Consider the following 18,079-nt stretch of genomic DNA (forward strand, 5'->3'; position numbering starts at 1 on the left):
CTCGCTTTACTGAGCAAACGGGGCTCAGCGCAATCACTATCTTCGAACAACCGTTGAGGAGCGGCCCGAAGAACCCGTCGAGAACTCTAGGGAGGAAATCATGATCATCAGGAAGATGCTATTCGCATCTGTCGCTATTGCTTGCGTTGCTGGGCCGGTCTCCGCCCTGGCCGATACTTCGGGCAAAAAGATCGCCCTTTCCAACAATTATGCCGGCAATTCCTGGCGTCAGGCCATGCTGACAAGCTGGGACAAGATCACCAAGGAGGCCGTCTCCAAGAAGATCGTCGCTGCCGCCGATCCGTTCACGACGGCCGAGAACCAGGCGACAGAGCAGGCCGCCCAGATCCAGAACATGATCCTGCAGGGCTATGACGCGATCGTTATCAACGCGGCGTCGCCGACTGCGCTCAATGGTGCGGTCAAGGAAGCCTGCAATGCCGGCATCACCGTCGTGTCCTTCGACGGCATCGTGACCGAACCGTGTGCCTGGCGCATCGCGGTGGATTTCAAGGCGATGGGCGAAAGTCAGGTCGAATATCTCGCCAAGAAGCTGCCGAAAGGTGGGAACCTCCTGGAGATTAGGGGTCTCGCAGGGGTTTCGGTCGATGACGAAATCCATGCGGGCATCCAGGCGGGCGTTCGGAAAAACCCGCAGTTCAAGATCGTCGGTGCTGTCAACGGCGACTGGGCGCAGGACGTCGCGCAGCGCGCTGTCGCCGGCATCCTTCCGAGCCTTCCGGAAATCACCGCCGTGGTAACCCAGGGCGGCGACGGCTACGGCGCGGCCCAGGCATTCGCTGCCGCCAATCGTCCCACTCCAACCATCGTCATGGGCAACCGCGAGGACGAACTCGTCTGGTGGAAGCAACAGAAGGACAAGAACGGTTACGAGACGATGTCCGTCTCCATCGCTCCCGGCGTTTCGACGCTTGCCTTCTGGGTGGCCCAGCAGATCCTCGACGGCAAGCAGGTGAAGAAGGACCTTGTGGTGCCCTTCCTGCGCATCGACCAGGGCAATCTCGAAACCAATCTCGCCGGCACCCAGAAGGGTGGCGTCGCCAACGTCGAGTATTCGCTGGAAGACGCCCAGAAAGTCATCAGCGCAGCCAAGTAAGCTGATCCTCCCCAAGACAGGATGCGGCGCCCTTGCGCGCCGTGTCCCGATCCGAGCCAGGCCGCCTCCCGAACTGTCGACGACGTGTTTCGCATGAATGAAGTGACAACAAGACCAGAGGTAGTTGCCGCCCGGGGCATCAAGGTGACCTTCGGCGCTGTCAAAGCATTGGACGGCGCCGATCTTGTCATCCACGCCGGCGAATGCGTCGGATTGGTCGGACATAACGGCGCCGGCAAATCCACGATTGTCAACGCCATCAACGGTGGTCTTACTCCCCATGCAGGCGAAATCAGCTATGGCGGTATCCGCGCCCAGCACGGCATCTCGACTGCGCGAGCCAATGGCGTTCGCTGCGTTTTCCAGGAACTGTCGCTTTGCCCCAACCTGACCGTCAATGAGAACGCCCGCATCATGCACGCGGAACTCGCAGGCTGGAACTGGCGCAGCAGGGCGGGCGCCCTCGTCGAACTCCAATTGCAGGAAATTTTTCCCAACCATGGCATCGATTGCGACAGCACGATCGACGATCTCTCTATTGCCGAGCGACAGATGGTCGAGATCGCCGTCAGCTTCGCCGGCCTGAACCAGAAGCCGAAACTCGTCATTCTCGACGAACCGACATCTTCGCTCGACGCTGGGCTGGCGGCGCAGCTGATGGCCTATATCCGCAGGTTCGTCGGCGAGGGGGGATCGGTCCTGCTGATCTCGCACATCCTCGGCGAAATCCTCTCCACCTCGGACCGCATCGTGGTGATGAAGGACGGTCGGGTCGTCGCCGACCGCTCTGCATCGGAGTTCAGCAAACGCAGCCTCGTCGAAGCCATGGGCAACGTGGCACGCGAAAAGGAGTGGCAGCGCGCGGGTGACAAGCGCAACGGCGCGCCGGTGCTTGCCATGCCCGCGCGACGAGGGCAGGGCCTTGCCTTCGAAGCCCATCGTGGCGAAATGATCGGCCTTGCCGGCCTCGGAGGCCATGGCCAGACGGAAACGCTTCTCGATCTCTATCTTTCCCGCAACAGCAACTGGTGGCCGGCCCGCCGGAAGGAGATCGCCTTCGTCGCCGGCGACCGCAGCCTGAACGGCATATTCCCGCTCTGGAGCATCCTGAAGAACCTAAGCATTGCCTCGCTTGGCGATTTTTCCGCCCGGACCATCGTGGACCGTGACCGTGAAGGCGCGCTCGGCAACGGCTGGAAGAAGCGCATCGAGATCCGTACGCCGGATATGGAAAACCGCATCCTGTCGCTCTCCGGCGGCAACCAGCAGAAAGTGCTGTTCGCCCGCGCATTGGCGACGAGCGCGAGGATCGTGCTGATGGACGACCCGATGCGCGGCGTCGATGTCGGCACCAAGCAGGAAGTGTATGACATCCTCCGCTTGGAAGCGGCAGGCGGGCGCACTTTCATCTGGTATTCGACGGAAATGGACGAGATACGTCTTTGCGACCGGGTCTATGTCTTCCGAGAAGGGGCGATCGTCGCCGAACTCGCGGGCGACGAGATCACTGAGAAGAATGTGCTGGAAGCCTCCTTCAGCGGAGGCGAAGCGGCATGAGGATATCCACCAGCACGATCCGTCTTGTCATCCCTGCCGCTTCGCTCGCATTGCTGCTCGCCGCCGTCTTCTACATGCAGCCGCGCGCCATGAGCTATACCGGCCTGAACCTGCTCTTCAATCTCGCCGTGCCGATCGCGCTCGCGACGGTGGCGCAGATGCTCATCATGGCGGTCAACGACCTCGACCTGTCGATGGGTGCCTTCGTCAGCTTCTGTGCCTGCGTGACGGCAACGTTCCTGCAGGCCTCTCCGGCGATCGGGGTGCTGATTTTCCTTGGAGCTATTGCGGCCTATGCCGTGATCGGCATTGTCATCCACGTTCGAGAACTGCCTTCGATCGTCGTGACCCTCGGCATGAGCTTCGTCTGGGGCGGGCTTGCGGTCCTTATGCTGCCGTCTCCGGGCGGCGAAGCTCCGGGCTGGGCCCGCTGGCTGATGACCTCCCGGCCACCCTTCGTGCCGATGGCGATCGTTGCCAGCATCGTCATCGCCTTGGTCACCCATTTCGCCATCATGCGCTCCTCCGCCGGCGTGCTGATCCGCGGCGTCGGCGGAAATGTCCGCTCGGTCGAACGCGCCGGTTGGTCGGTCATCCGCATCCGTGCGGGAACCTATGCGCTGGCCGGCTTCTTCGCCGTGCTGTCCGGCATCGCGCTCGTTGGCCTCACGACTTCGGCGGATGCCAATATCGCTCTGCGCTACACGTTGCTGTCGATCGCGGGTGTCATCCTCGGCGGCGGCGAGTTCGTCGGCGGCAAAGTCTCGCCGATCGGCGCCGTCATCGGGGCGTTGACCTTGACGCTCGCCGGTTCGTTCCTGTCCTTCCTGCGCATTTCTCCCGATTGGCAGATCGGCGCTCAGGGAGCAATCCTTATCGTCGTGCTGGGGCTGCGCCTCCTCCTCAACCGGCTGGAAAAGCGGGAGAAGAGCCGATGACCGGCGCGCGCCTCCTCCTCTCCAAACCCTGGATCTGGTCTTTCGCGGCCACGATTGCCGTCTGGATCGTCACCGTCCTCTTCACCGGCGGAGCAAGCTCGCTCGGCCTGTCGCAGGCGGCGCTTACTTTCGCGGCCTTCTCCGTCATCGTCGGCCTCGGCCAGATGTTCGTCATCACGCTCGGCCCCGGCAATATCGATCTCTCGGTGCCCGCCACGATGACGCTTTCCGGCACGATGGCGCTGAAGCTGATGGACGTGCAGGACGGCATGATCATCGTCGGCCTGCTGGTTTCGATCCTTCTCGGCCTTGGGATCGGTATCGGCAACTATGTGCTTATCAAGCTGCTGCGCATTCCGCCGATCATCGCGACGCTATCCATGAGCTTCATCATCCAGTCGACGGCGATCTGGACGAACCGCGGCCTGCGCATCAAGCCCCCCGAGATACTGGCGAGCTTCACCACATCCAATCTGTTCGGTGTTCCCAATATCGCCATCGTCGCGCTCATCCTCTCGGTGATCGCCTGGGTCCTGCTCGAAAAGACAATCTATGGCCGTTGGATCTCGGCGATCGGTCAAAGCACGTTTGCCGCCCGCATGACCGGTATACCGGTCGACGGCACGCGGCTCGTCACCTATATCCTATGCGCCGTCCTCGCATCGATCTGCGGCTACCTGCTTGCAAGTTTCTCCGGCGGCGCAGCACTCAATATGGGGTCCGAATACCTGCTCATGTCGATCGCCGTCGTCGTGATCGGCGGCACCGCCGTCGCGGGCGGCAATTCCAACATTCCGGGCATATGGGGCGCATCGCTCTTCATGTTCCTTGTCGTGTCCATGCTCAACACTTATGGCTTCGGCGCCGGGTTCCGCCTCATCCTCACCGGCCTCATCATCATCGCCGTCATTCTCCTCGCCGGCGGCCGTCAATCCAACCGATGAACAACGCCAATCGGACACATTCCCATGCCGCAGAAAACCTCCATCTACGAAATTCACGACGAAGCCTTCCGGCAGTTGATCGTCGCCAGCGCGGCGCTCGAGGAACTTTATTCCGACTGCCGCTGGGCCGAGGGGCCTGTCTGGTTCGCGGACCTGAACTGCGTGATCTGGAGCGATATCCCAAACCAGCGCATGATGCGCTGGGCGCCGGAGGGCGGTGTTTCGGTGTTCCGCTCGCCATCGAATTTCGTCAACGGCAATACGCGCGACCGTCAGGGCCGGCTGGTTTCCTGCGAGCACGGCGGCAGACGTGTGACGCGTACCGAGATCGACGGTTCGATCACCATTCTGGCGGACCGCTACCAGGGCAAGCGGCTCAACTCGCCGAACGACGTCGTGGTACGCTCGGACGGCAGCGTCTGGTTCACCGATCCGACCTACGGCATCAAGTCTGACTACGAGGGTTACAAGGCCGAGCCGGAGCAGGATACACGTAACGTCTACCGCCTCGATCCGGAGAGCGGCGATCTTGAGGCGGTCGTGACCGATTTCGGACAGCCGAACGGCCTTGCCTTCTCACCGGACGAAACGAAACTCTACGTCGCCGACTCCGCCTCCAGCCACGACATCAAGGCGCCACGACACATCCGCGTGTTCGATGTCGTCGACGGCAAGCGTCTCGCCAATGACCGGATTTTCTGCAGCCTGGACAACGGCCTGCCGGATGGTTTCCGTGTTGACGTAAAGGGAGATGTCTGGACGAGCGCCGGCGACGGCGTGCATTGCTTCTCGCCGGACGGAGTGCTGCTCGGCAAGATCCTCATACCGCAGACGGTTGCGAACCTCACCTTCGGCGGCCCGCGCAGGAATAGGCTGTTCATCACCGCCAGCAAATCGCTCTATTCCGTATTCGTGGCGACTAACGGCGCAGCATTGGGCTAATTGCGTCGCTTGTCCTTTTTCCTGAGACGACAAGGCTGTCTGTGCTCTTGTTCAAAGAGGCGACTTCCGCCGAGCGAAACTCCGCGCCGTGGCGCATAGCCTGACTTCGCATCGGTTCGACCAGTTCGTATCCAGATATCCCGTTCGGGTAACCGGCGTGGTTGCGGGTCCTTGGGATCGCGACCGCTCGCCAGCGCGATCGGAAAGGCGATTTCACTTGCGTAGGCCCCGTTCTTCGCTCGCCGCCGGAACACTTGGGCGTGGCGATAGTTCCATGGCGCCGGCTTCGTGATTTGCACGGGAGCCGGGAGAAGGGGAACGCGATGAATCAGATCGAGGGATTATTTCCCTGGAAGTCAGTTCGATGAGAAGAGTCGGACCGAAGGCCCTGAGTGAACAGGATGAGCTCGCGAACCAATACGGGGTGGAGGCGAAACGGCCGTCGCCAAGCGGCGAGGAAGTGCCTGTCTCGGAAATCGGCCGGCGCAAAATACTGTCGGCATTGAAGGCGCTTCCGCCTGCCCAGCCCCCTCAACTCGCTTCCGACCTCCCGAAATGCTTCCTCCCCGATTTCGCGGGCACCGATCGCATCTGGGGACTGTCGTGCCAGCTTTACGAACTGAGGTCGGGTCGGAACTGGGGTATCGGCGATTTCGCCGACCTCCGCTCCGTCATCGATCTGGCAAAGGCCTGGGGAGCCGACTTTGTCGGCCTCAATCCTCTCCACGCCCCTTTCCTCGCCGCGCCCGACCGATGCAGTCCCTACGAACCTTCGAACCGGCGGTTCCTCAATCCGCTCTATATCGCCGTCGACAAGGTCGAGGGTTTTACCGCATCCCCGGAAGTGCAGGGCGAGATCGAGCAATTACGCCTTGCACCGCTGGTGGATTACCGACGGGTGGCTCGCATAAAGCTCGATGTCCTGCGCAAGATCTGGCGGAGTTCGCGAGATTCGCGAAGGGAAAAGAGCGCCGCCCGCCCTGAATTCTCGAAGTTCCGTCATGACGGCGGCGGCGATCTCCGCCTTCATGCTCTGTTTGAAGCCATTTCCGAAGCTCAAGTCGTCTCGGGCGGAGAGGCAGGCTGGCACCGCTGGCCGGAACAATACCGTGATCCGCGAAGCGAGGCCGTGTCGCGCTTCAAAGAAGAACACGCCGATGAGGTCGAGTTTCACATATGGCTTCAATGGCTGGCGCATCGACAGCTTTCGGAGGCTGCCGATCACGCGCAGGGACTGGGGATGCGCATAGGGCTGTACCTCGATGTCGCGGTTGGCGAAGCGCTCGACGGCTCCGGGACCTGGAGCAACCGCGGGATCTATGTCCAAGGAGCGAGCATCGGTAGCCCACCGGACCCGATGGCTGCCGGCGGGCAGGACTGGCGACTGGCGGCGTTTCACCCGTCGGCGATTGTCGAAGGTGAGCCGTCACCGTTCGAAAAGCTGATGTCCGCGGTCATGCGATACGCCGGTGCGGTTCGTATCGATCATGCCGCCGCCTTGCGCCGGCTATTTCTGGTGCCCGCGGAGAACGGACCCGAGCAGGGAGTTTATGTCGGCTATCCTCAGCAGTCGTTGATCGCCACGCTGGCGGCATTGTCCAAGAGATATCGCTGCGTGGTGATCGGAGAAGACCTCGGTAACCTGCCGGAGGGCTTGCAAGCCCAATTGGCAGCGGCGGATATTCTCTCCTATCGGATAATATCCTATGAGCAGACGAAGAGTGGGTTCAAGCTGCCCGACGATTATCCCTCCCTCGCGCTTGCCTGTGTGTCGACCCATGATCACCAGACATTTGCCGGATGGTGGAAGGCGGCAGACGTCGATATGCGCAGGAGCCACGGGCTCGTTTCCGGCGACGCTGGCCGCCAGCAGATCAGGGACCGGAAAAGGGAACGACGACAGGTTCTGCGGGCGTTCAAGACGGCAGGCGTGATGAGCGACGCGACGGCACCCGAGAACGACATTTCGGCTCTGGCCGTGATGGCGCACCGTTTCATCGCCAAGACGCCTTCGTTGCTCGTGGCAGTGCGGCTGGCTGACGTGACGGACGAAAAACAGCCCACCAACGTGCCGGGGACCAGTGACACCTACCCGAACTGGAAGCCCAAACTATCGATGACCGTCGAGGAACTGGCGGGCCTGGCCGATACCCATCCCATCATCGTCGTGGTCGGCGAGGAACGTCGTCCTGCACGCGCGGGTCGGTCCGATCAGCTAGAGGTGCGCTCGCGATCGATCCGGAATTGAGGGGAAGGCAATCACCATGTCTCGGAGCTTGGCAGCTCACGTTGCTGCTATCGCCGGCACCCTTGAAAACACCGCGAGCGGGAGATCGGTGACGCCAACGTTCGGCCGTCTACGCGACCTGCTTGGCCGGGAGCATGCAAAGCAATTGCAAGGGAAGAACCTACGATCCAACCCCATTGCGTCTCAGGCACGGCATCTGTGTTCAAAGAGGTGAGAGAGGCCGGCGGTCGTCCATTGATGCGCCGGCATCTCACTGGCTTCGCCTTTTCGGCTCAACCGCGTTTTTAAGTCTAAACGCGCATCGCCGATTAAAGGGCGCTGACGTTTTCGGCTTTTGACTTTCCAGTTTTGCGGTCCTGGCCTAGCTCATAGCTTACCTTTTGCCCCTCTCTCAAAGATCCGCCTCGTTCCAGTGCAGAGACATGCACAAACACATCCGCTCCACCATTCTCGGGCGTGATGAAGCCAAACCCTTTGTCTTCGTTGAAAAATTTGACAGTACCGGTAGGCATGAAGGCTCCTGATGTTTGCACGGCCGTTGCCGCGAGCGGGAGCCTATAGCTCATTCTCCCCGCTTTCAAGGCATGTGCGACTTCGTTGTTACGCAGAGGGGCTTTGTTGGGTGTTTATCGGCCAGGCCGAGGTTTTCGGAAATGAGCCGTCATCAGGATGTTAACAAAGGTAAATACCTAAATTCCCGGGATATCTTTTGGATGACGCATGGGGCGGGGCAGCTCGCTGCGGAACAACTATGTCCGGCCGTCGGGCCATTCAGTCGGGCGCAGATAACGGCCATGAGGGAAATAACCGATGGAACGTTTCTTTCAGATGCGGGGACCAAGTGCGGCCATCGCCCATCTTCGCGGTCTCATCGCCATCGCTGTGCTGCTTTGCCCAGCAGTGGCTGTGGCCGATCCGATCCGCGGGGCTGGATCGACCTTTGCTGCGCCAATCATCGCCAGATGGGCCGAGAGCTACGAGAAGGCGCGCATGGACGACGGCGATTTCAGCTCGCCGGACTGGACCGTCGACTATGAACTGGTGGGCTCCCTGGCTGGCCTGATGCGCCTCGACCAACCGGAACTCGACTTTGCTGCGTCAGATGTGCCTGTTTCGCATGAGGAACTGGCAAAGCATGGTCGTCAGCAGTTTCCGATCGTGCTCGGCAGCGTGGCTGTCGCCGTCAATCTCGACGGGATCGAGAAAAGCGGGATCAACCTGACCGGGCCTGTTCTTGCCGACATCTATTTGGGAAAGATCAAGTCCTGGGCCGATCCTGCGATCAAGGCCTTGAACCCCAATATCGCGCTCCCCGACCTGGCGATCAGCGCCGTCGCACGCAAGGACGGTTCTGGTACTACCTTTATCTTCACGGAGTATCTGTCGTCCGTCAGCCCGGAATGGAAGGCGACCCATGGTGCGGATACTCTGATCAAATGGCCCGTCGGAGCCTCTGTGGAGGGCACCCAGGATCTCATACGCGCCGTGCAGGCGACCAAGGGCGCTATCGCTTATGCCGATTTCGGCCAGGTGAAACGGGCAGATCTCCCCTACGCGGCCATCGGTAACAAGGCTGGCAAGTTCGTGAAGCCCGGGCCGGAGGGTGTGCGGGCAGCCGCAAGAGCGGCCTTCTGGGATGAAGCGAAAGATTTCGCCGTGTCGCTGACCGACCAGCCCGCGGAAGGCGCCTATCCGATCGCCGGCGCAACGTTCGCTGTCGTTTCCATGAAAATAGGACCGCACAGGTTCGGGCGGGTTCAAGACTTCTTCCGCATCGCATTCGAAAACGGTGGCAAGGACGCCGAGGCGTTGGGCTACGTGCCCGTGACGCCGCAAATTGTCAGCCAGATCGCCAAGTACTGGCTGAACAAGGACACCGCCGCCAGCCGGTAGGCTGGTGCTTTCGTAGCCAGGTTTTTCACTCCGGCGCTCCTGCCGGTTGCGAAAGGCCTCATTGGATCGTGCCGCCACGGCGTCAAGAGGGGTTAGGCGTTATGAATATTGATATCTTTAAGGATATCCTGGTTCCGGTCATCGGCGGTCTCGGTATTTTCATGCTGGGTCTCGAGTTCATGTCGAACGGCATCCAGGCACTCTCCGTCAACAAGATGCGGGCGTTCCTCGCCAAGGCTGCGGGTACGCCGATCAAGGGCGTCATTGCCGGTACGGTCATCACCGGCGTCATTCAATCCTCCACGGCCATGACCGTCATGGTCGTCGGCCTCGTCAACGCCGGCGTCGTCGGCCTGCGGCCGGCCATCAGCGTCATCATGGGTGCCAACATCGGCACGACCCTTGGAAACGGTCTGATCGCCCTACCGCTTGGTCCCCTCGGTCTGATCTTCGCGGGCATGTTCTCGCTGGTCTATTGTTTTGCCAAGAGCGAGAAGGTGCGCAACATCGCGCTGGCCTGCATGGGGTTCGCGCTGATCTTCTATGGCCTCAATCTGATGACGGGTGGCCTTCGGCCGCTGCGCAACATACCCGAGGTCATGGCCGTTCTGTCTACGTTGACGGCCGATTCCTATTACAACCTGATCAAATGCGTGCTGATCGCCGCCGGCGTCACGGCGATGATCCATTCGTCGTCAGCGACGATCGGCATCGTCATGGGGCTCGGCGCGGCCGGCGTCCTCGATTGGACGACGGCGGTTGCCTTCTCGCTGGGTGCCGATCTGGGGACCACGATCACCTCGTGGATCGCTTCCCTCAATCTTTCGAAGAATGCCAAGCGCGCCGCCTACGCCCATATGTCCTTCAACATTATCGGCGTCTGCATCACCATACCGTTGTTCTTCGTCTCGATCGACGTGCTGGCATGGGCGATGCAATGGTTCGGCGGCGATCCGGGTGTCGCCGTCGTGATTGAGGGCAAGGAAACGTTTCCGCTGGTTCCTGTGGCCGTCGGTCTTTATTCGACGTTCTTCAACGTCTTCAACACGGCGCTGCTGTTTCCCTTCGTCGGCGTGTTCGACCGGGTCCTCTCGCGGATCGGCCGCACGGATTCCGAGGATGCCGAGGATTATTCGACACCGAAATTCCTCGACCGCAAGCTTGCCGGCAATTTTGCCCTCGCGGTTCCGGCGGTGCAGAAGGAAACCGCCCGGCATCTTCAGGCCGGCGCCATGTTCCTGGATATCGCCCGTTCCGCCAAGTCGGCACCATCCGATCCGGGCGAACACTATCTCGCCACCGATATCCTCAGCCGCGATATTCGCGACTATACCGCCTCGCTGATGAAGGAGGACTTGCCCTACGAGCAGCTCGATCTCGTGGCGAGCCTGATCGAGGAGGCGGATTTTACTGCGGCCCTGACGGAATCGATGCATCAGGTCGCCCGGCGGGTAAGGCGTGAAAAATTCAGCAGCCAGGCCCAGTCGATCGTCGATGTCGCGTTGAACAAGCTGGGCACTGCCCTGCAGGAAATCATGCCCGATCACGGCGTCACCCGGCCGGACATGCCGGCCGGCCATGTCAGCCTCCCCGAAGTGGAGGAGCTGCGTGCCCGCACGCTGGCGCTCGGACCCAATGCCGGCGCTGCGGAACGCGGGACCATCCTTGCGCTGCTCGGTTCAATCGAACGGGCGCAGATCCTGATCCACCGGATCGATGCGGAGCGCAAGTCTGTGAACCGGCAGAGCATCCTGTCGCGCGTGCCGCGCCAGCGCGACGAGCAGGCTCGTCCCATCGGCAACGAGGGCGGGTTCAGTCCGATGCCTGCCGAGTAACGGACATTGCCGTCAAGATCTGCACGTGGCATCTTCGCGAAAGAAGATGCCACGTCCTGCGTTAAGGGATGACGGCTACCCGTTGCCGCTGCGCAATCTCTTAACCGACGGAGGCTCGAATGAGCGTTGGCTTGATCGCCCTTCTTGACGATGTCGCGGCCTTGGCGAAAGTGGCTGCCGCCTCGCTCGACGATATCGCCGGACAGGCGGCCAAGGCCGGCGCGAAAGCGGCAGGCGTCGTCATCGACGATGCGGCGGTCACGCCCCGCTATGTCACCGGATTTTCGGCGGAACGCGAATTGCCGATCATCGGTAAGATCGCGCTCGGTTCGCTGAAGAACAAACTTCTGATCCTGCTTCCCGCCGCGCTGGTCTTAAGCCTTGCCGCGCCGCAGGCCATCACGCCGCTGCTGATGATCGGTGGACTCTACCTCTGTTACGAGGGTGTGGAAAAAATCTACGAAACGCTGCTGCCGCATGCCGCTCACACCCACGAAACAGGGCTCGAAACGGCAAGTCTCAGCGCCCAGTCGCTCGAAGACGAGAAGGTTGCGGGCGCGATCAAGACGGATTTCATCCTGTCGGCCGAAATCATGGCCATAACGCTCGCCGCGGTGCCGTCGGGCAGCGTCATCACGCAGGCCTTTATCCTTGCGGTCGTGGGATTGAGCATAACGGGCATGGTTTATGGTGGCGTGGGGTTGATCGTGAAGGCCGACGATCTGGGTCTGATGATGGCGCGTGTGCAGACGCCGCCGCCCATGGGACCGTTCGTACGCGCCCTCGGACGAGGGCTTGTCACCGGCATGCCGTATTTTCTGAAATTGCTGGGTATCGTGGGAACGGCCGCGATGATCTGGGTCGGCGGCGGCATCATCGTTCACGGGCTCGAGGCTTATGGCATTGGTGGCCTTGCGCATCTGATTCATGATGCCGGGGAGGTGGTCGCGCATGCGATCCCCGTTCTGCCCTCCGTGCTGCGCTGGATCGTCGAGGCGGCAGGAGCGGGCATTGTCGGTATTGTCCTCGGCTTTGTCACGATTCCGGTGGCAGGCTACGTCATCTCGCCGATGTGGCGATATTTCAAATCGCGCCTGCCGGGTCGCCGGCGCAAGGAAGCATTGGCGGACGAGAAAAAATGAATGATAGGCCCATCGGCAGCCGCGACCGATGGGCGGACGGCGTGGCATCGTTCAAGACGTCATATCCAGCGAGCGCGCTTGAACCGAATGAAAAGTGCGATGCACATGACAGCGATGACTGCCAAAACGACAAAATAGCCGTAGCTGGTCTTCAGCTCCGGCATATTGTCGAAATTCATGCCATATATGCCGGCGATCGCCGTCGGAACGGCGAGAATGGCGGCCCAGGCGGCCAGTTGTCGCGTGATAGTGCCTTGTCTTTGCTGTTCCAGCAGATTGCTCGCCTCGAAAACGGACGTGATCACGTCGCGCAGGCTTGCTACCATCGTTTCGACGCGGTGCATATGCTGAAGTGCATCCCGGAAATAAGGCTTCGCTTCGCTGTCAAGCGACGGCAGATCAAGGTGGTAGAGTTTTCCGCAAAGGTCGAGCATTGCGTCCAGCACCCGCTGAAACAGGATGATTTCCCGTCGCAGCTTGAAAATGCGCTTGATCTGGTTGCGGTCCAGAAACGCATCGAGCATCTTCCTTTCCATGTCGAGCACGGAATCCTCGATCGTGCGCACAATGGGAAGATAGCCGTCGATAATGAAATCGAGAATGGCGTGCAGGATGTAGTCGGTACCATGGCACAGCGTCTGCGGCGATGTTTCCAGCCTGCCGCGCAGTTCTTGATGTCCACGCTCCGAGCCATTGCGGACCGTTATGATATAGCGCTTGCCGACGAAAATCGCTGTTTCCCCATAGGTGATGTGGTCGCCTTCCAGCTGCGCCGTTTTCGCGATGACGAACAACTGATCGTCATAGACGCTGAGCTTCGGCATCTGCAGCGGGCTGAGCGCGTCGGCGATCGAGAGTTCGTGAAGGCCAAAACGTTCTTGCAGCATCAAAAGGTCGTCGCGGGTGGGCTTGTGTAGCCCGATCCACACGAATTCGCTGTCCATTGCCGGGATCGCCGCTTCGTCGAACGGCACGGCTTCAACTCGCCGGCCGTCGCGATAAAGAAAAGATGCGGCGACGCTCATGCAGCCTCCTGGATTACCATCATCATGCTGCGCCCTTCCGGGCATGCCTTGCGATGTGATACCCGCAATCTCACGACCCTTTTGTGACTATGCAACACCGACCTCCAGGTTTGCCACAATCGTGGTCAAACATCGTCAGGTGTGGCGCACCTTTGTGGAGTTTCGGTCGGCGCCGTGATACGAGACGGCTATGACCTTATCGAACGATTTTGATTGCCAGACATGCGGCGCGTGTTGTTCGTTTTCCGCCGATTGGCCACGCTTCTCCATGGAAAGCGAAGCTGCCCTCGATCTGCTGCCGGCCCGGTTCGTCGCTGCGGACGAAGGAGGAATGCGTTGTGAAGGATCCCGTTGTTCTGCATTGTCAGGGCAGGTCGGTGTCGGCACGTCCTGCCTGGTCTACGATATCAGGCCTGACGTTTGTCGCGAATGCCTTCCGGGAGACGATGCTTGCTTGATGGCGCGTGAGGCTTTCGCATTGAATTCGGCGTAGAGCCCGCTGACATTTCTGTCCCGTCCCCGGCCGCTCGGATGTAGATCATTCATCGCCGTCTCAGGTGGTTCACTGGCCGATTCCCTGAGGTGAAGGCTATTAATCCGCTGATGGATCTCCGAAAGGCTACATCTGCGACATGTCGTCCAGCAGGTTCTGCGCCAGTTCGCTGATGGCGGTTTCCGCTTCTTCCAACGTCCAGCCGACGCTTTCGGCGCGTTTTGCAAGACCGGCTAACACCGGCGGCAGGTTCCCGCCAGCCGTCGCCACGATATCGTCCGGCGTCAGTCCCTTTGCAAGCTGAAGAAAGACCTGCTCGAGGGCTTCCTGACAGCCGATATCCCTGTCCCGATAGGGTTCGGAGCTGCGCGGCCTGTTCAATACAACCATTTGATCCTCATCTTACCCTGCAGCCTGAGCGGTTGGCGAACAATTGCGGCCCAGGCCGCGTCCGCTGCCGCCAGGGCGGCCCATCGATATTTTCTGCATATACGAACGAAGGGCCCCGATCGATCGGGGCCCTTCATAGCACAAGACGTGATCGAGTTCCCGACGGGAACCCGTTTACATCATGCCGCCCATGCCGCCCATGTCAGGCATGCCGCCGCCCGCAGCATCCTTCTTGGGCAGGTCGGCAATCATGGCTTCCGTCGTCACCAGCAGGCCGGCAACCGAAGCCGCGTTCTGCAGAGCGGTGCGAACGACCTTGACCGGATCCACGATGCCCATGGCGATCATGTCACCGAATTCGCCAGTCTGGGCGTTGTAGCCGAAGTTGTCGGTATCGCTTTCCAAGATCTTGCCGACCACGATCGAGCCTTCGCCACCGGCATTCTCAGCAATCTGGCGAACCAGGGACTGCAAGGCCTTGCGGATGATGCCGATGCCGGCATTTTGATCGTCGTTCTCGCCCTTGATGTCGAGAACGATCGAAGCGCGAAGCAGGGCCGTGCCGCCGCCAGGCACGATGCCTTCTTCGACTGCTGCACGCGTCGCATTGAGGGCGTCGTCGATGCGGTCCTTCTTTTCCTTGACTTCGATTTCCGTCGAGCCGCCGACGCGGATCACGGCAACGCCGCCAGCGAGCTTGGCCAGGCGTTCCTGCAGCTTCTCGCGGTCGTAGTCGGAAGTGGTTTCTTCGATCTGAGCCTTGATCTGGCCGATGCGGCCGTCAATATCCGCCTTGGTGCCCGCACCATCGACGACGGTGGTGTTCTCCTTGGTGATCGAGACCTTCTTGGCGCGGCCGAGCATCTCGAGCGTGACGTTCTCGAGCTTGATGCCGAGGTCTTCCGAGATCACGGTGCCGCCGGTCAGGATCGCCAGATCCTCCAGCATGGCCTTGCGGCGATCGCCGAAGCCCGGAGCCTTGACGGCAGCGATCTTGAGGCCGCCACGCAGCTTGTTGACGACGAGCGTCGCAAGAGCTTCGCCCTCGACGTCCTCGGAAATGATCAGCAGCGGTTTTCCGCTCTGGACGACTGCTTCCAGGATAGGAAGCATGGCCTGCAGGTTGGAGAGCTTCTTTTCGTGCAGCAGCACGTAGGCGTCTTCCAGTTCAGCCACCATTTTTTCGGCATTGGTGACGAAGTAGGGTGACAGGTAGCCGCGGTCGAACTGCATGCCTTCGACGACTTCGAGTTCGGTTTCGGCGGTCTTGGCTTCTTCAACCGTGATGACGCCTTCGTTGCCGACCTTCTGCATCGCGTCGGCGATGTACTGGCCTATTTCCTTCTCGCCATTGGCCGAGATGGTGCCGACCTGGGCAATCTCTTCCGATGTGTTGATTTTCTTGGCCTTGGCAAGCAGGTCCTTCACGACGGCGGTAACGGCGAGATCGATGCCGCGCTTCAGGTCCATTGGGTTCATGCCGGCTGCAACCGCCTTGCCGCCCTCGCGAACGATAGCCTGGGCAAGAACGGTAGCCGTCGTGGTGCCGTCGCCGGCGATGTCGTTGGTCTTCGAAGCAACTTCGCGGACCATCTGGGCGCCCATGTTCTCGAACTTGTCCTCAAGTTCGATTTCCTTGGCGACGGTAACGCCGTCCTTGGTGATCCGCGGTGCGCCGTAGGATTTGTCGATCACGACGTTGCGGCCCTTCGGACCCAGCGTCACTTTCACTGCGTCAGCGAGAATGTCGACGCCGCGCAGCAGCTTTTCGCGTGCATCACGGCCGAATTTGATCTGTTTGGCAGACATGGAAAAACTCCCGGGCCGTTGGCCCCATGGTCTTCGTCAAAAGGAAATAGGGAAGCCGCCGAAGATCAGGCGATGACGCCCATGACGTCTGCTTCCTTCATGATCAACAGATCTTCGCCGTTGAACTTGATCTCGGTGCCGGACCACTTGCCGAACAGGATGCGATCACCTGCCTTGACATCGAGGGGAACGATCTTGCCGCTCTCGTCGCGGGTGCCGGTGCCGACGGCGACGATTTCGCCTTCCTGCGGCTTTTCCTTGGCGGTGTCGGGAATGATGATCCCGCCCTTGGTCTTGGCTTCAGCCTCGATACGGCGAACGACGACGCGGTCGTGCAACGGCCGAAAATTGGTATTGTTCATTTTGGGTTCCTTAACGAGAGCGCAGCCCAATGGCGGGTTCCCGATCGGATATTCTTAGCACTCTTATGCTGAGAGTGCTAGCACCATTCGTGCATTGGTGGTGATCCGGCTTCCGCGGTGGCCCTGTCGAGAACGCCAGCGGGTCGCTGGCACACGTTAGCAGAAGCCGTTGAGCTTGAGGATTCTATGGGCGTCGATCGACGCCTGAAGCTGATCCTCGGAATTGCGCTCTCCCTGGTTCGCGTCGGGATGATGCATCTTGAGCCTCTGTTTATAGCGGCTTCTGATCTCCTCAGGCGTTGCGTCCGGCGAAAGGCCGAGCGTCTCGAAAGCCTTGGCCTCCAGAGCCTTGAGCTTACGTTGCTGAAGATCCACTTTTGCGGCTTGGCGTTGTGCCGCGCTTTTACGTGCGTTGGTGGCCTTCGCGGTACCAGAGCGGGCCATGGAGGGGAGCGGCATCTCCGAGGCCTTGTTGATGCCGGTGCCCCAGGTCGGGCGGCTGCCGCTTGCCGCTTCCCTCTGATAGCGCGCGATCAATGGGTCGGAGAGATTTGGCGCGAAGTTATAGCCTTTGCTGTATTCCTTTACGTGCTCAGGACAGAACAGCAGATAAAGCCCTTCGGCATCCCGCCCGACAGGAGCGCGATGAGTGCCACCCTTTTCGCATCCGTCCCACTGGCATTTCGGATGGTTTGGTTCGTGGTTCGGAGCCGGTTTTTTGCGGATCGACCGTAGGCCGACAAATATCTTTGAATCAGACGTCATCGCGCCTTATATGGCGGTCCTGCGCAAGCAGGCAAGCGATATGGACAAGGCCAACCTCAGACCAGTCCGTTGCTGGGAAAGTTCCCCGCTTACCGGCCGGGTCGAGGTCACCAGTGAGAGCCTTTCGGTCAGTTGTTGTGCCCGGAAATGTAAATCCGCAGGCTGCCAAAACTAAAAGTTGACATGCGGGTGGATAGCCGCTATTTATGGTTTATCGATCTTTTGCTTGCTGAACTTTGGTTTCCGCGCGATTAGCACCGCGCCTGACGAACTTCCCTTTCAAAATCAATCGCTATCACCATCCACAGGGCTTTCGCCCTGAGGTCACTCAATCTTGCTTTGAAAGGGTTCATCATCATGACCACAGGCACAGTTAAATGGTTCAATTCCACCAAGGGCTTCGGCTTTATCCAGCCTGACAATGGCGGCGCTGATGCGTTCGTACACATTTCTGCCGTCGAGCGCGCCGGAATGCGGGAAATCGTCGAGGGCCAGAAGATCGGCTACGAACTCGAACGCGACGTAAAGTCCGGTAAGATGTCGGCTTGCAACCTGCAGGCTGCCTAACCAAAAGCGGCTTCCGCTTTGACCACGGATGTACTGGCACCGCTGGAAGCTG

17 protein-coding genes are annotated in these 18,079 nt (G+C 60.3%); 11 read left to right on the forward strand and 6 right to left on the reverse strand.

Annotation, left to right across the window (positions count from 1 at the left end; translation table 11 throughout):
- Positions 1-100: 100 nt before the first annotated feature.
- The 6 genes from GQ59_RS06650 to malQ all read left to right on the forward strand — a co-directional run bounded on the left by GQ59_RS06650 (position 101) and on the right by malQ (position 7,746).
- The gene (locus GQ59_RS06650; RefSeq protein WP_037079008.1) at positions 101-1,117 is read left to right on the forward strand and encodes an ABC transporter substrate-binding protein; all 1,017 of its coding nucleotides are present in this window, start codon (positions 101-103) and stop codon (positions 1,115-1,117) included.
- Between the two features lie 93 nt (positions 1,118-1,210).
- Positions 1,211-2,674, forward strand: a complete 1,464-nt coding sequence (locus GQ59_RS06655; RefSeq protein WP_037079011.1) for a sugar ABC transporter ATP-binding protein — start codon at positions 1,211-1,213, stop codon at positions 2,672-2,674.
- Entirely contained in the window at positions 2,671-3,612 is a 942-nt protein-coding gene (locus GQ59_RS06660; RefSeq protein ID WP_037079014.1) for an ABC transporter permease, read from the forward strand. Before GQ59_RS06655 ends, GQ59_RS06660 begins: the two co-directional genes overlap by 4 nt.
- A complete protein-coding gene (locus GQ59_RS06665) occupies positions 3,609-4,556 on the forward strand; it encodes an ABC transporter permease (RefSeq protein WP_037079017.1) in 948 nt (315 codons plus the stop codon). The genes GQ59_RS06660 and GQ59_RS06665 overlap by 4 nt, the downstream gene beginning before the upstream one ends.
- A gap of 24 nt (positions 4,557-4,580) precedes the next feature.
- Complete coding sequence (locus tag GQ59_RS06670; RefSeq protein ID WP_037079019.1) at positions 4,581-5,498, forward strand: SMP-30/gluconolactonase/LRE family protein; 918 nt, start codon at positions 4,581-4,583, stop codon at positions 5,496-5,498.
- A gap of 364 nt (positions 5,499-5,862) precedes the next feature.
- Positions 5,863-7,746: a 4-alpha-glucanotransferase gene (gene malQ, locus GQ59_RS06675; RefSeq protein ID WP_084683086.1), complete on the forward strand. Its 1,884-nt coding sequence runs from the start codon at positions 5,863-5,865 to the stop codon at positions 7,744-7,746.
- Positions 7,747-8,054: 308 nt separating this feature from the next.
- Here the strand turns inward: malQ and GQ59_RS06680 are convergent, their stop codons facing one another.
- The gene (locus GQ59_RS06680) at positions 8,055-8,258 is read right to left on the reverse strand and encodes a cold-shock protein (protein ID WP_037079265.1); all 204 of its coding nucleotides are present in this window, start codon (positions 8,256-8,258) and stop codon (positions 8,055-8,057) included.
- A gap of 394 nt (positions 8,259-8,652) precedes the next feature.
- Here GQ59_RS06680 and pstS point away from each other — a divergent pair, with 394 nt between their 5' ends.
- The 3 genes from pstS (at position 8,653) to GQ59_RS06695 (ending at position 12,616) form a co-directional block, all read left to right on the forward strand.
- The gene (gene pstS / locus GQ59_RS06685; protein ID WP_244447921.1) at positions 8,653-9,639 is read left to right on the forward strand and encodes a phosphate ABC transporter substrate-binding protein PstS; all 987 of its coding nucleotides are present in this window, start codon (positions 8,653-8,655) and stop codon (positions 9,637-9,639) included.
- 101 nt (positions 9,640-9,740) lie between these two features.
- On the forward strand, positions 9,741-11,474 hold the full coding sequence (locus GQ59_RS06690; protein ID WP_037079021.1) for a Na/Pi cotransporter family protein: 1,734 nt from the start codon (positions 9,741-9,743) through the stop codon (positions 11,472-11,474).
- Between the two features lie 119 nt (positions 11,475-11,593).
- Positions 11,594-12,616 carry a DUF808 domain-containing protein gene (locus tag GQ59_RS06695; protein ID WP_037079023.1) on the forward strand — a complete coding sequence of 341 codons (1,023 nt, stop codon included), beginning with the start codon at positions 11,594-11,596 and terminating at the stop codon, positions 12,614-12,616.
- 59 nt (positions 12,617-12,675) lie between these two features.
- Here GQ59_RS06695 and GQ59_RS06700 read toward each other — a convergent pair whose 3' ends face one another.
- Positions 12,676-13,641: a magnesium and cobalt transport protein CorA gene (locus GQ59_RS06700; protein WP_037079025.1), complete on the reverse strand. Its 966-nt coding sequence runs from the start codon at positions 13,639-13,641 to the stop codon at positions 12,676-12,678.
- A gap of 190 nt (positions 13,642-13,831) precedes the next feature.
- Here GQ59_RS06700 and GQ59_RS30985 point away from each other — a divergent pair, with 190 nt between their 5' ends.
- The gene (locus GQ59_RS30985) at positions 13,832-14,134 is read left to right on the forward strand and encodes a YkgJ family cysteine cluster protein (protein WP_084683088.1); all 303 of its coding nucleotides are present in this window, start codon (positions 13,832-13,834) and stop codon (positions 14,132-14,134) included.
- Positions 14,135-14,260: 126 nt separating this feature from the next.
- Here the strand turns inward: GQ59_RS30985 and GQ59_RS06705 are convergent, their stop codons facing one another.
- The 4 genes from GQ59_RS06705 to GQ59_RS06720 all read right to left on the reverse strand — a co-directional run bounded on the left by GQ59_RS06705 (position 14,261) and on the right by GQ59_RS06720 (position 17,460).
- Positions 14,261-14,524 carry a hypothetical protein gene (locus GQ59_RS06705; protein WP_037079027.1) on the reverse strand — a complete coding sequence of 88 codons (264 nt, stop codon included), beginning with the start codon at positions 14,522-14,524 and terminating at the stop codon, positions 14,261-14,263.
- A 174-nt stretch (positions 14,525-14,698) separates the two neighbouring features.
- Positions 14,699-16,333: a chaperonin GroEL gene (gene groL / locus GQ59_RS06710; protein WP_037079029.1), complete on the reverse strand. Its 1,635-nt coding sequence runs from the start codon at positions 16,331-16,333 to the stop codon at positions 14,699-14,701.
- Between the two features lie 65 nt (positions 16,334-16,398).
- Positions 16,399-16,695, reverse strand: coding sequence for a co-chaperone GroES (gene groES, locus GQ59_RS06715; RefSeq protein WP_037079031.1), 297 nt, complete (start codon positions 16,693-16,695; stop codon positions 16,399-16,401).
- Between the two features lie 156 nt (positions 16,696-16,851).
- On the reverse strand, positions 16,852-17,460 hold the full coding sequence (locus tag GQ59_RS06720) for a J domain-containing protein (protein WP_037079034.1): 609 nt from the start codon (positions 17,458-17,460) through the stop codon (positions 16,852-16,854).
- Between the two features lie 357 nt (positions 17,461-17,817).
- Between GQ59_RS06720 and GQ59_RS06725 the strand changes: the two genes are divergently transcribed.
- On the forward strand, positions 17,818-18,027 hold the full coding sequence (locus GQ59_RS06725) for a cold-shock protein (protein ID WP_037079037.1): 210 nt from the start codon (positions 17,818-17,820) through the stop codon (positions 18,025-18,027).
- Positions 18,028-18,079 lie beyond the last annotated feature (52 nt).

The sequence above is a fragment of the Neorhizobium vignae genome (genome assembly GCF_000732195.1).
Taxonomy (GTDB): domain Bacteria; phylum Pseudomonadota; class Alphaproteobacteria; order Rhizobiales; family Rhizobiaceae; genus Neorhizobium; species Neorhizobium vignae.

Coding starts and splice junctions, on each gene's coding strand:
- GQ59_RS06650 (WP_037079008.1), top strand. CDS start 101: ATGATCATCAGGAAGATGCTATTCGCATCTGTCGCTATTGCTTGCGTT.
- GQ59_RS06655 (WP_037079011.1), top strand. CDS start 1,211: ATGAATGAAGTGACAACAAGACCAGAGGTAGTTGCCGCCCGGGGCATC.
- GQ59_RS06660 (WP_037079014.1), top strand. CDS start 2,671: ATGAGGATATCCACCAGCACGATCCGTCTTGTCATCCCTGCCGCTTCG.
- GQ59_RS06665 (WP_037079017.1), top strand. CDS start 3,609: ATGACCGGCGCGCGCCTCCTCCTCTCCAAACCCTGGATCTGGTCTTTC.
- GQ59_RS06670 (WP_037079019.1), top strand. CDS start 4,581: ATGCCGCAGAAAACCTCCATCTACGAAATTCACGACGAAGCCTTCCGG.
- malQ (WP_084683086.1), top strand. CDS start 5,863: ATGAGAAGAGTCGGACCGAAGGCCCTGAGTGAACAGGATGAGCTCGCG.
- GQ59_RS06680 (WP_037079265.1), bottom strand. CDS start 8,258: ATGCCTACCGGTACTGTCAAATTTTTCAACGAAGACAAAGGGTTTGGC.
- GQ59_RS06690 (WP_037079021.1), top strand. CDS start 9,741: ATGAATATTGATATCTTTAAGGATATCCTGGTTCCGGTCATCGGCGGT.
- GQ59_RS06695 (WP_037079023.1), top strand. CDS start 11,594: ATGAGCGTTGGCTTGATCGCCCTTCTTGACGATGTCGCGGCCTTGGCG.
- GQ59_RS06700 (WP_037079025.1), bottom strand. CDS start 13,641: ATGAGCGTCGCCGCATCTTTTCTTTATCGCGACGGCCGGCGAGTTGAA.
- GQ59_RS30985 (WP_084683088.1), top strand. CDS start 13,832: ATGACCTTATCGAACGATTTTGATTGCCAGACATGCGGCGCGTGTTGT.
- GQ59_RS06705 (WP_037079027.1), bottom strand. CDS start 14,524: ATGGTTGTATTGAACAGGCCGCGCAGCTCCGAACCCTATCGGGACAGG.
- groL (WP_037079029.1), bottom strand. CDS start 16,333: ATGTCTGCCAAACAGATCAAATTCGGCCGTGATGCACGCGAAAAGCTG.
- groES (WP_037079031.1), bottom strand. CDS start 16,695: ATGAACAATACCAATTTTCGGCCGTTGCACGACCGCGTCGTCGTTCGC.
- GQ59_RS06720 (WP_037079034.1), bottom strand. CDS start 17,460: ATGACGTCTGATTCAAAGATATTTGTCGGCCTACGGTCGATCCGCAAA.
- GQ59_RS06725 (WP_037079037.1), top strand. CDS start 17,818: ATGACCACAGGCACAGTTAAATGGTTCAATTCCACCAAGGGCTTCGGC.